9 protein-coding genes and 1 pseudogene are annotated in these 12,469 nt (G+C 53.2%); 6 read left to right on the forward strand and 4 right to left on the reverse strand.

The window, feature by feature from the left end:
- The first annotated feature begins 25 nt into the window (after positions 1 to 25).
- Both QGT73_RS00220 and QGT73_RS00225 read left to right on the forward strand, forming a co-directional pair.
- On the forward strand, positions 26 to 1,126 hold the full coding sequence (locus tag QGT73_RS00220) for a redoxin domain-containing protein (protein ID WP_280120953.1): 1,101 nt from the start codon (positions 26 to 28) through the stop codon (positions 1,124 to 1,126).
- Between the two features lie 95 nt (positions 1,127 to 1,221).
- Positions 1,222 to 1,995, forward strand: a complete 774-nt coding sequence (locus QGT73_RS00225; protein WP_280120954.1) for a TIGR02757 family protein — start codon at positions 1,222 to 1,224, stop codon at positions 1,993 to 1,995.
- 171 nt (positions 1,996 to 2,166) lie between these two features.
- Here QGT73_RS00225 and QGT73_RS00230 read toward each other — a convergent pair whose 3' ends face one another.
- Positions 2,167 to 2,808 (reverse strand): L,D-transpeptidase, encoded by a 642-nt coding sequence (locus QGT73_RS00230; RefSeq protein WP_280120955.1) that lies wholly within the window; start codon positions 2,806 to 2,808, stop codon positions 2,167 to 2,169.
- Between the two features lie 97 nt (positions 2,809 to 2,905).
- Between QGT73_RS00230 and guaB the strand changes: the two genes are divergently transcribed.
- Together guaB and QGT73_RS00240 are read left to right on the forward strand one after the other, a co-directional pair.
- Positions 2,906 to 4,384: an IMP dehydrogenase gene (guaB, locus tag QGT73_RS00235; RefSeq protein ID WP_280120956.1), complete on the forward strand. Its 1,479-nt coding sequence runs from the start codon at positions 2,906 to 2,908 to the stop codon at positions 4,382 to 4,384.
- Between the two features lie 170 nt (positions 4,385 to 4,554).
- Positions 4,555 to 6,483: a peptidylprolyl isomerase gene (locus QGT73_RS00240; RefSeq protein ID WP_280120957.1), complete on the forward strand. Its 1,929-nt coding sequence runs from the start codon at positions 4,555 to 4,557 to the stop codon at positions 6,481 to 6,483.
- Between the two features lie 83 nt (positions 6,484 to 6,566).
- Here the strand turns inward: QGT73_RS00240 and QGT73_RS00245 are convergent, their stop codons facing one another.
- The 3 genes from QGT73_RS00245 to QGT73_RS00255 form a co-directional block, all read right to left on the reverse strand.
- Positions 6,567 to 7,109, reverse strand: coding sequence for an outer membrane beta-barrel protein (locus QGT73_RS00245; protein ID WP_280120958.1), 543 nt, complete (start codon positions 7,107 to 7,109; stop codon positions 6,567 to 6,569).
- A 109-nt stretch (positions 7,110 to 7,218) separates the two neighbouring features.
- Positions 7,219 to 8,217, reverse strand: coding sequence for a glycosyltransferase family 2 protein (locus QGT73_RS00250; RefSeq protein WP_280120959.1), 999 nt, complete (start codon positions 8,215 to 8,217; stop codon positions 7,219 to 7,221).
- Positions 8,218 to 8,235: 18 nt separating this feature from the next.
- Complete coding sequence (locus QGT73_RS00255) at positions 8,236 to 10,719, reverse strand: DUF5686 and carboxypeptidase-like regulatory domain-containing protein (RefSeq protein WP_280120960.1); 2,484 nt, start codon at positions 10,717 to 10,719, stop codon at positions 8,236 to 8,238.
- A gap of 173 nt (positions 10,720 to 10,892) precedes the next feature.
- Here QGT73_RS00255 and QGT73_RS00260 point away from each other — a divergent pair, with 173 nt between their 5' ends.
- Positions 10,893 to 11,345 (forward strand): CYTH domain-containing protein, encoded by a 453-nt coding sequence (locus QGT73_RS00260; RefSeq protein WP_280120961.1) that lies wholly within the window; start codon positions 10,893 to 10,895, stop codon positions 11,343 to 11,345.
- A gap of 140 nt (positions 11,346 to 11,485) precedes the next feature.
- Positions 11,486 to 12,320 (forward strand): annotated as a pseudogene (locus QGT73_RS00265) (rhamnogalacturonan acetylesterase); the annotation flags it as partial.
- Positions 12,321 to 12,469 lie beyond the last annotated feature (149 nt).

A 12,469-nucleotide genomic window follows, 5' to 3' on the forward strand; every position in this document is an offset into this window, starting at 1 on the left:
CATAATTTCAGCTTAAAGAAAGCAGATGTCAAAGATTTCATTTATGCTTGGCGGCGCGCTCCTCGTGATGAGTGCCTGCTCAATGGAGGCTCAGCCCAACTACACCGTGACGTGTCCGGCCGGAGCCGACGCAAACAACACTATGGCCTATCTCATCGACTGGGATTCGGCTCAGAAGATGGACTCGGTAATAGTCACCGACGGGGTGGCACGGTTTGAGGGTCATGTGGATGCCCCGATGATAGGCCGTATAATGCTCAACGGTGCCCGCGGTCCAATATTCTTCATCGAGAAGGGTGATGTGACCATCGGTGAGGACAAGATGCCTTCAGGCACGCCGCTCAACGACAAGTTTGTAGCCTATCAGAAGCAGATGGCCGATATCGTTGCCGCCTTCCGCCAGCTCGACCGTAATGACAGCACTCAGGTGGCCAAAGCCAAAGAGCTCGAGACGGAGTATATGGCCATTCCCTCCAAGGCTTATAATGAAAACAAGGACAATGTGCTCGGACTCTTCTTCTACATGCAGGATGCCTATGAGAAGCCTCTTGCCGAGATGGAGGCCGATATGGCTTCCAATCCTGTGCTGGCCGCGTCCAAGCAGGCTCAGGCTCTTCAGAACACTCTCCGTGTACAGTCAGAGACAGGCGAGGGCAAGCATTACAAGGATTTCAGCGTGGAGTATGACGGCAAGACTGTTAAATTCAGCGACTATGTCAAGCCCGGCCGTTACACAATCGTAGACTTCTGGGCCAGTTGGTGTGGCCCATGTGTGCGCCAGCTCAAAGTCATCAAGGAACTTTACGCAAAATATAAGGACAAAGGCCTCGACGTGGTAGGCGTGGCCGTGTGGGATAAGCCCGAGGATACTCTTGAGGCAATCAAGAGTCATGACCTGAAATGGCCCTGCATTATCAATGCCCAGACCATTCCGACCGACCTTTACGGCATTCAGGGTATCCCCTGCATACTGCTTATCAATCCCGAAGGCATCATCGTGTCGTGTGACAAGCAGGGCGAGGCTCTCGTCAAGGATGTCGAGGCGGCCATGGCTGACTATCAGCCCGCCGAGGCTTCAGTGCCGATGACTCCCATACAGTCGGCCGACACTGTGGCAGCGTTCTGAAAAAAACATTGAAAATTAAAATATAAAATGGAAAATGAAGCTCCGAAAAGCCCATTTTCCATTTTGTATTTTCCATTATTTTACATTCAAAAGCAATGACATCCAACGATCTTAAGGATTTGCTCGACTCCGAGGCCGCGCGTATCAACTCGCCCGGGTTCATATCGGAAGACCCGGTGCAGTTTCCTCGCCGTTTTGAAGATGTGCGCGACATTGAGATTGTGTCGCTGCTCACATCCTCGATAGCGTGGGGCAACCGCCGCATGATATGTCGTGACTGCGACCGCATGCTCTCGCTCATGGGACATCACCCGTATGCCTATATGATGGACGAGGGTTATGAGGATCTTGATGACAGCGGCAACATACACCGCACCTTTTTCAATCGTCATTTCAAGTATTATCTCCGCGGATTGCGCCGGATTTACTCCAGCCACGGTTCGCTGCAGGAGTTCGGACGTCATGAAAATATAGGTGCGGCCGAATTGCCGTCGTGGAAGCTCGTCGAGGGCATTAACCGCGAGTTGGCCGAGGCCAACGGTGATGGAGCCGACTCCTCGCTGGCATCGCGCTGTCTGCCTCAGAATCTTTCGACCACGGCCCTCAAACGAGTCAATATGGCTCTTCGCTGGCTTGTGCGCGACGACGGCATTGTCGATATGGGTGTGTGGGATATAATACGTCCGTCGCAACTCTTCATTCCGCTTGACGTGCATGTCGGCAACGTGTCGCGTCAGCTCGGACTGCTCACACGCAAGAGTGACGACAAGCGTGCGGTGATTGAACTTACCGACATGCTGCGTCGCTTCAATCCCGACGATCCCGTGCTCTATGACTTTGCCCTATTCGGAATAGGTATGAAGCTCTAAGGGGATACAAAAGTCTCAAAAGGACAAAAGAAACATAAGTTTTCAGTAAAAGAAGTACAGGTGTAAATTTGACATTGCAAAAGCATGTTCTGCAAAAAATACTCCTGACTTTAATCTGAAAACTTATGTTTCTTTTGTCCTTTTGAGACTTTTGTATCCCTTTGTTTGTGTCTATTCGGCGACAGGGTCGGGGAGTACGGTTATGCGGGTGTCTTTGTCGACCATCTGCTTGACGCGTACTATGTCCTCGTTGTGCATACGCATACATCCGTGGCTGCGTCGGCCCGGCACGGAGTAGGGCGCGTTGGTGCCGTGGATGCCTATGCCGTAAAACGGCGGAGTCCACAGGGCTATGAAAAACGGTCCGTAACACTTGTCCTGAGTGTCCTTGTAGGTCCAGTCGGTGGAGTTGTATATGCCGTAGACCTTGAATGTGCCTTCGGGAGTGCGCCAGTCGTCTTTACCGGTCTTCTGTCCGCGCTCCTTCGAGGCGCACACGCGGTAGCGCGACAAGGTGTCGCCAAACATATTCATCACATACAGGCGGGTGTGAGGTTTGTCGACCACGATATGTTTCATGATTCTCATCCGTCCCGGAGCGGCTGAGCAGGGCGAGTCAAGCTCATCCCATCCCTCAGGCTCGGGCAGATCGGGTGAGAGGGTGCGTTTATAGTTGCCTATCATTTCGGCCACCGGAGCCGACAGCCGATAGCCGTCGTCGGTCACGATGTCGGCAATCTCCTCGCCGTCAGCCGTTGCGGCATAAACGACGGGTGCGCATGCAAGCAAGATATGAGCCAAAATCTTTTTCATAGTGCAAATCTACACATTTTATTGTAGATTTGTGGCAGAATCATTGCATATAATTTGAGGAAAATTGTTAACTTTGCACGCAATAAACTTAGTTCATATGTCATTTATTGCTGATCGAGTAAAAATGGACGGACTCACATTTGATGATGTCCTCCTTATTCCGGCTTATTCGGAAGTATTGCCCCGCGAAGTCAATCTTACTACCCGTTTCTCACGCAACATCACGCTGAATGTGCCCCTTGTCTCCGCGGCCATGGACACAGTCACCGAGGCTGCTTTGGCCATAGCCATAGCGCGCGAAGGTGGTATAGGTGTGATACACAAGAATATGCCGATAGCCGAACAGGCCCGTCAGGTACACGCTGTGAAGCGTGCCGAGAATGGTATGATATATGATCCCGTGACAATACGCCGCGGCTCCACTGTGGCCGACGCGCTTGCCATGATGAAGGAATATCATATCGGTGGCATACCTGTGGTGGACGATGACCGTAAACTGGTGGGCATCGTCACCAACCGCGACCTGCGTTTCGAGCAGAACCTTCAGCGTCCTATCGACGAAGTGATGACTTCGGAGCATCTCATAACCACCAACCAGTCGACCGATCTTGAGGAAGCCGCTCAGATACTTCAGCGTCACAAGATAGAGAAACTTCCCGTAGTTGACAGCGACAACCGTCTTGTCGGTCTTGTCACATATAAGGACATTACCAAAGCCAAGGATAAACCCAACGCCTGCAAAGACCGTCTCGGACGTCTTCGCGTGGCTGCCGGTGTAGGTGTGACCCCCGACTCAATGGAGCGTGTTGATGCTCTCGTCGAGGCGGGTGCCGACGCTATTGTCATCGACACCGCCCACGGACATTCGCGTGGCGTTATCAGTGTGCTCCGTGCCATCAAGGAAAAGTATCCCCATATCGACGTAGTGGTCGGAAACATCGCTACAGGCGAGGCTGCCCGCTATCTCGTTGACAACGGTGCCGACGGTGTGAAGGTAGGCATCGGCCCGGGTTCAATCTGTACCACCCGTATCATCGCCGGTGTGGGTGTGCCCCAGTTGAGTGCTGTCTATGACGTGGCCAAGGCCCTCAAGGGTACAGGTGTGCCCCTGATTGCCGACGGTGGCATACGCTACTCGGGCGACATTGTCAAGGCTCTTGCTGCCGGCGCGTATTCCGTAATGCTCGGCGGTATGCTTGCCGGAGTCGAGGAGTCACCCGGCGACACCATTATATATAACGGCCGTAAGTACAAGTCTTATCGCGGCATGGGTTCGCTCGAGGCTATGGAGAAGGGTTCAAAGGACCGTTACTTCCAGGGCAACGAGACAGATGCCAAGAAGCTCGTCCCCGAAGGCATCGCCGCACGCGTCCCCTACAAGGGCATGCTCTTCGAGGTGGTATATCAGATGCTCGGCGGTCTGCGTTCGGGCATGGGATATTGCGGTGCGGCTGACATCGAGCGTCTCCACGAGGCCAAGTTTACACGCATCACCAATGCAGGTGTGGCCGAGAGCCATCCTCACGATGTGGCCATCACAAGCGAGGCTCCCAACTACAGCGCATCAAGCAGATAATCCTCTTGCTAAAATATCAAAAGGACAGAAGTTTCTTATGAGGCTTTTGTCCTTTTTTTGTATCTCTTTTTCGCCGTCCGGTAAACATTCTTTTGTGTTGGACTTTCATAATTATCCGCACAATAATATGTCATTATGTACGTTTTTTATACGTATTTTATAATATACCGATGAAGAAACACCTCATTCCGGTGGCAACTGTCGCGGCAGCCATACTGTCAGCCACCGCAGCCAACCGCCAGGCCGATCCCATAGTGATGACGGTCAACGGCAAAGACATAAAGCAGAGCGAGTTTGAATATCTATATAACAAGAACAATCTCCAGCAGGCGACTCCGCAAAGCCTTGAAGAGTATGTCGACATGTTTGTCGTCTACAAGCTCAAGGTGGCCGATGCCGAAGCCGCCGGGATTGACACCACAGCGACATTTCGTGACGAATATAACGGATATTGCGCCGAGCTCTCGGCTCCTTATCTGCGTGACTCGCTTGTGGAACAGCGTCTGGTCAATGAGGCTTACGGCCGCATGTCGCGTTCGCGCTGTGTAAGCCATATCATGGTGCCCCTCGGAGCGTCAAAGGCTGAACGGGAGGCCAACAAGGCTCGTCTCGACTCGATACGCAAAGCCATTGTTGCCGGGGCTGATTTCGGAGAGATGGCCGTGAGATATTCGTCGGACGGCTCGGCCGTGCGCAACCACGGAAGCATGGGCTACATAATGGCCAACCAGTTTCCCTATCCGTTTGAGAAGGCTGCTTATGAAACTCCTGTCGGAGAGATTTCCGAAGTGTTTGAGGACGCTCCCTACGGCTACCATATAGTCAAAGTCACCGATGAACGTCCGGCCACCGGCGATGTCTCGGCGCGCCATATACTCAAACTCACACAGGGTCTCTCGCCCGAGGAGGCTGCTCTCAAGAAGGCGCAGATTGACTCCATAGCCGTATTGCTTAAAAACGGTGCCGATTTCGAATCCTTGGCGCGGGCCGAGAGCGAAGACCCCGGGTCGGCGCGTCAGGGCGGTAATCTGGGATTTTTTGGCCGTGGTGTGATGGTACCTCAGTTTGAAGAAGCCGCCTATTCGCTCAAGCCGGGAGAGATTTCCGAGCCTTTTGCCACAGCTTACGGTTATCACATAGTCCAGACACTCGATTACAAACCGCTTCCCACACTCGACGAAGCCCGTGGGGTGATTGATGCAAGCATGCGTCGTGACGGTCGCGCAGTGCTCCCTCACAAAGAGTATCTCGTCAATATCCGCAAGGAGTGTGGCGTCACCCCCTCGACCCCCGTGCTTGACAAGGCTTATGCCATAATTTCCGGAGCGGCCTCACAGCCGGAAGCTCTTGCTGCTCTCGCCTCCGATAACGACGTTATCGCCTCATTCCCCTCGGGAGATGTAAAGGTGAGTGATGTGGCCAAACGCCTCGGCTCAATGCCTATGGGCGACCTGAGTCTTGCGTTTGAGGAGATGACAGCCGTATGTATCGACGAGTCGACTGTTGCCCTTGCCCGTACACGTCTTCAGGAGACCGATGCCGATTACCGCAACCTCGTGAACGAATATCGCGACGGCATACTGCTTTTCGAGATAAGCAACCGCAAGGTGTGGGATCGTTCATCGACCGATATTGACGCCCAGAAAGCCTATTTTACCGCCCATCGCGGCAATTATACATGGGATACCCCCCGATTCAAGGGCTATGTGGTATTCGCTACCAGCGACTCCGTGGCCTCCGAAGCCAAAGGTTATCTTGCCTCCGCATCAATAGCCACCGACTCGCTTGCTCATGCAATGAACGAACGTTTCGGCCGCGATGTCAAGGTGGAGCGCGTGCTTACAGCCAAGGGTGACAATGCCATCATCGACCAGATAGCGTTTGGAGGAGAGAAAGCTCAGCCTGTAGGCAAATGGGTGGCATGGTTTCCTTACGGTCACAAAGTTATAGAATCGCCCGAAGAGGCATCTGATGTCAAGGCAGCCCTCGCCACCGATCTCCAGCAGCAACTCGAAGCCGAGTGGGTAAAGGAGCTTCGCGGCAAATACAAAGTGAAAATCAACAAAAAGGCGATTAAGAAGCTAAAAAACAAGGACTAAAAAGTCGGAAAATATAAAATTACAAAAGACACAAACGAAACCGAAGTTTGTGTCTTTTGTAATATTTGTTGTATCACCATGCTTCAGAACACATAGCTGATGCCGAGGTTGAAGAGGCCGGTGTTGTGGTCTTTGATCCAGTTGAATTTTCCTTGGAGTGATAGTTTGAGTGTCGGGCTAACGTAGTAGTCTATGCCTGCACCGAAATTAAGGCCGACACGGTTGACGCGCGTGGTCACATCGTCATTGATGTCTGTACCTGTCATGCCGGCGGCAGGGTCAGGTTTGAGATAAGTGCTCCATGAGGCATAATTCGCGCCGAGTATGTGATAGAAATACCATTTGCCATTCCTGTCAAGTTGCCATGGACCATGATAGTCAAGATTGATCATCAGTCCGTCCATGCTCTCGTTGCGAAACACATAGTCGATGCTCGGGGCGAGTACAAAATGCCGGCTGAAAGCATATTGCAGTTCGATTCCCGCAGTGGCAGTCTTGTTGAGAGTGATGTAGCCGGTCTTTACCCCTAACGATTTACGGCCCTTGGCCAGTTGGGCCGACATATCCTGTGAGCCGATGGCCGCCAGGAGCAATATGGAGCAAAATGTGATGAGTCTTGTCTTCATGTCGTGTGATGGAATGTGTTGCAAATTTAACAAAATTTATTTAACTTTTGTTCACCGACTGAATGAAATGATAGGCTATTGATGTTAAAATGGCCAATTAGCCATTATGTCAGCCTTTTATAATTTTCCTGAATCGGGTGGTCAGACGCCAGACGGCACGGTTGGCGGAGAGCAGGAGTGTGATGCGGTTTTTGAGCGAAAGGGGGATATATTCGCGATGCAGCAGGTCGGACACAAGCTGCCTCCCTTCGACGGAGTGGCTGACGAAGTATTGCATGATGATAAATTGCATCACTTCTGCATAGTATCCTTTAAGTTGTGAGTTGTCGATGTCGAGAGCCTCGGCAAGCCGTGAGGTGAGGGTTATCACACCCGAATAGAAACGTATGGTCTTGACCGGGTTTTCAGATGATGAGACCGAAGGTGCGCCTACGGTGTAGTGGAGTACTACGTCGGGGGTGTAGGCTATCTTGCCCGCCTGCGACATCAGTACGTTGATCTGCAGGTCTTCGCATGTGAGGGCCTTGTTGCGGAACAGTCTCGGATAACGCTGCATGAGGCCTGCGAGTGTCTCGCGTCTGTACATGGCCGAGCAGAGGTGTATGAAGTATTTCTCTTTTTCGTGGCGCAGCAGCGTCATAGTCTGTGAGCCCGCCGGGGCAATGCTTGCAGTGTCGGGGATTGACCAAGGCGAGTGGTCGGCAAAGGTGCCGTCGGGATAAACAGGCCGCCATGCTGCGTGGCAGAGCACTATGTCGCTGTCGTTGTCCATTATTCTTGCCTGGCGGGCGAGTTTCAGCGGATCGGTCCACACGTCATCGCCGGCCAGGTCGGCTATATATTTTCCACGGCAGGCCTCCACGCAGTCAAAGTAGTTGTCTACCACACCCTTGTTGCGCTTATTGAGAAAGGGCCGTATGATGTCGGGATAGCGTCGGGCATAGTCGGCGCATATCTCGGGGGTGGAGTCGGAGGAGCAATCGTCGGCAAGAATGATTTCGTAGGGAAAATCTGTCTTCTGGGTGAGTATCGACTCGAGCGAACGGGCTATGGTCTGCTCTTGATTGTAGGTGCAGACTATGACAGAGACTTTGGGAGTGGCAGACATAAGGTAGTAATGGTTGGCTCAGAATGAGAAGTGAAACATGAATCGCAGGCCTCCACGACACGCCTGCGGATTGTCGCGATAGGTGAGACGCCAGGTGTAGTCGATGCGCAATACTTTAAACACGTTGTCGAGTCCGATACCGGCTTCCATGTAGGGTGTTCCGCTCATGAGTTGAGTGTGGGCTTCGGCCGGGAATGAGAAGAGCGATGGATTTTCCCAAGGGCGGTTGCGGTGGCTCAGATGGCCGTAGATGCCGCGGAAAAATACGGCTTCGCGCAGCTTGAGCTTTTTGAGCAACGGTATATAGTTGAGTATCGCACCGTTGGCCCAGTAGGTGAGATCCCACTGCGCATAGCTGTCGTTGATAAACTCCATGGGGTTGAGACACGAGAACGATTCAAGCTGTATGAAGTAGGACAGATTGGCGTTGGGGATGAGCAGATTGGGGTAGGGCGAACGGGTCCACACGTGGCCGCCTTTCATGAATACGTCCATGTAACCGAAAGCCGAAAACCAGAAGCGTTTGCTGAACGAGGCCTCGGTGCTTGCCACGGCAAACGGATTGCCGGCCAGGCCTTTCGGAGCCCATGTGTGGCTGAGTGTGAATATGGGGGCGTCAAAGTTGATGGGCACTCGGCCGGTCTTCATCTGATAGAACTTCTCGCCCGGAGCATAGCGCAACTGGAGTGTGGCCGATGAGAGTGTGTAGTGGCCGAAGCTGCGTCCGTAACCGTCGGTAAACGGCATGTAGCGCGTGGGCTCCTGCCGTTCGTTCTGGAGGCGGAAGTTGATCGAGAAGTTGTTTTCCATCTCAAGGATATACTCCAGTTTGGTCACGCGGTGATAGGTCATCTGTATGTCATCCATACGTTTGGCCGACATAAACATATTGTCCTGATTGTTTGACACGAAGTTTTGCCCGAGCATATCCATGTCATAGAGCTGTGTGGCCCGCAGGGAATGAACGGGAAACTCGCGCGAGTGCTGGCGTTTGTCACGGAAGGAATATTCTACCTCTCCGCTGTATTTCCACTTGTGGTCCTTGAATCCGCGTGCCACATAGCCACGCGCAAACCATCGCGGTGACAGAGCGGCGGTGGTCATCCCTCCGACTCGCAGACGGAAACCCTCGACCGTGTTGACCGAAAATGTCGATGTGAGCGGTCCGAAGTCAAATTTTGAAGGATTACCCGTAGTGATATATCCCGAGGCAAACGTCTTGACGGCCTTCTCGCCCCAGTAATACAGGCGGTCGGAGCGCAGGCGTGCCATCATCGCCTCGACTGAGTTTTCACCGTGAGATATCGGGGTGATGCGGTTGGATTCCCAGAACTGTGTGTCGCGCACATATGCCCCGGGGGCATATACCTGGGCCTGTCCGTGCTCAAATATCGACGGGTCGGAGGCTGGCCCGAAGTCGTGGCCGGTGTAGACAGTGTTGCGTCGGGCATACATGCCCGGCATGCCCGGCACGAGTGTGGCTTCCATTATCATGTCGTCTTTGGTCTTAAGACGTGTGCCGTCAGGCAGACGCTCATAATCCTGAGTGATGAGCATGCCTTTGATAAAGTTGAGGTTGATGTCGTGGGGCACACGCATGACCACCCGCTTGATAAACATTGTCGAGTCGCCAAGCGGGACGTAAAAACGTCCCGTGAAGCCGAGAGTGGCGGCGTTGCGCGGCACGAACGTAAGCTCAACACACCTGACCGAGTCGATGTCGACGGTGTCGGTGAGATAAAACTTGTAAAAGTCGGGGGCAATGCGCGACAGCGGGCTTACAAATCGGGTCTGGAGTATGGTGACATCGTTGCCATATACGTCGACCTCGCGCATCACGTCCTCGTAGAAAGTCTGCATGCTCTGCTGGTCGAGAAACTCGTCCATGCCGGCGGTGCGCAGACCTCTGACATATTCACGCTCACTCTCGGGCGAATGGCGGTAATGCACTTCCGAGGCTTTTTCACGCAGAGCCACGTTGAGGATGGGCACTCCCGTAAGGGCCGATGTGTCGATATACTCCTTGATGAAAGAAAATTTTTTGTCAAATCCGCTTTTGGCAGAGTCGTTGAACTGATAGTTGTTGATGGCCAGCGTTATGCGTTCATACTTGTCGTAGTTGTAGTTGTCCTTGCGTCGCGGGTCGCCGAGGTCCTGCGCGGCGCGTATGCGCTCCATAAACTCGACGGCTGGATTGTTTTTTTTAGAGTAATGTTCACGCTTGGGCTTGGCTATCACCGTGTTGAGCAGCAGGCCTGTGGAGTGAAGGTCAAAGTCGATGCGCATCCTGTCGCCTTTTTTAGCCGGGAGAGTCTTGGTGTCATAGCCCATCGTCGAGGCCTGGATAGAGTCCCATCGTATGGCTGTGGTGATGGTGTAGCGTCCGTCGTCGTCGGTAAGAGTGCCACGGTCGGTGCCTCGCAGCATGACTGTGGCAAACGGTATCGGCTCGCGTGTGAGCGAGTCGCGTACGACACCTGTCACAGTGACCGTCTCGGCCATGGCAGATGCATAGAACAATGTCAGAAAAAGTGATATTATCGTGCGCAAGCGCATAGGGTACATTGAAAATTTTTTTGAGGAGAATCGTTAAATGGAAACTCAAAAATTTTTAATTTTGCAAAGTTACTCAAAAAAGGCGAGAGAAACATCCCCCGTCTCTATAAAAAGGCACTATGGCAAAGGAAATAGAACGTAAATTTCTTGTTAAAGACAACAGTTTCGACAATATGACTACCGTCCGGCGGCACATACGTCAGACTTATATCTCCGACCGGCCCGAGGCCACGGTGAGACTCCGGGTGCTTGACGACCGTGCCTTTCTCACTGTCAAAGGTAAAAACTCGGGAGCCGTGCGCGATGAGTGGGAATATGAGATACCTGTAGCCGAGGCCGAGGAGATGGCTGCGCGTCTGAGCGGAGGATGGAGCATCGACAAGGTGCGCCATATTGTGACTTATGCCGGCCGATGCTGGGAGGTGGACGTGTTTCACGGCCGCCATGAGGGGATGGTGCTGGCCGAAGTGGAGCTTGAGGATGCCGACGCTCATGTAGAGCTGCCTCCGTTTGTCGGCGATGAGGTGACCGGCAATCCCGCCTATTATAATTCGGTGCTTGCCCGCCGATGACATTTCGGTGGCCGCGAAGGCCTGTGACAAGAATTTAAATATAATACAATATCATGAAAAGATTTTTATTAGGGCTGCTTGCTGTGGCCGCAGCCGGAGAGTTGGCCACAGTGTATGGCTCGGATGTAGTGCCGGGACCTATGGCGGATGTCAACGGTGTGATTGACAATACGCCCGACAGTCTCGAATTTGCCCGCATGGCCCGCCCTGTGGCCGGGTCGACAAGACGCGGCGACAACCCGGTGTTGTTTCTGGTGGGCAACTCCACAATGCGAGCCGGCACTCCCGGCAATGGTAATAACGGTCAGTGGGGCTGGGGCCATTTCATGCAGAATCATTTCGACATATCTAAAATCACCGTCGAGAATCACGCGCTCGGAGGCATGAGCAGCCGCACATTCTACAACCGTCTGTGGGCTGATGTTGTCAAAGGCATACGCCCCGGCGACTGGGTGGTTATCGAGCTGGGACACAATGACAACGGGCCCTATGACAGTGGACGTGCGCGTGCTTCCATACCCGGCATAGGCACCGATTCGCTCAATGTGACCATTCAGGAGACCGGGGTGAAGGAGACCGTCTATACCTTTGGCGAATATATGCGCCGCATGATTGCCGATGTCAAGGCGCGCGGCGGACGCCCGATGCTTTTCTCGCTCACGCCACGCAATGCCTGGGATGATGCCGACAGCACGATTGTGACACGTGTCAACAAGACCTATGGCCTGTGGTCCTCGCAGGTGGCCGAGGCCGAGGGCATACCGTTTATCGACCTCAATGACATTTCGGCGCGCAAATATGAGCGTTTCGGCAAGGAGAAAGTCAAGGCCCAGGTGTTTTATCTCGACCGCATACACACGAGCGAATATGGTGCGCGTGTCAATGCCGCTTCGGCCGCCGAGGGCATACGGGCTTATCCCGGTCTTGAACTGGCGCAATATCTGCTGCCGTCGGTTGCCGATACCGTGCCGGGCATCACTAACAATGCCGACGGTCCTACAGTGTATGTGGTGGGACGTGATGAGAGCGGCCCTACTCCGAGAGCGTTCATAGAGTCGGGACGATGGGACAGGGTGTACAATTCGCTCCGTCCGGGCGACAAGGTGTGCATCTGTTTCACCGAG

Origin of the sequence: Duncaniella muricolitica, from assembly GCF_910574735.1 — a bacterium.
Taxonomy (GTDB): Bacteria; Bacteroidota; Bacteroidia; order Bacteroidales; family Muribaculaceae; genus Duncaniella; species Duncaniella muricolitica.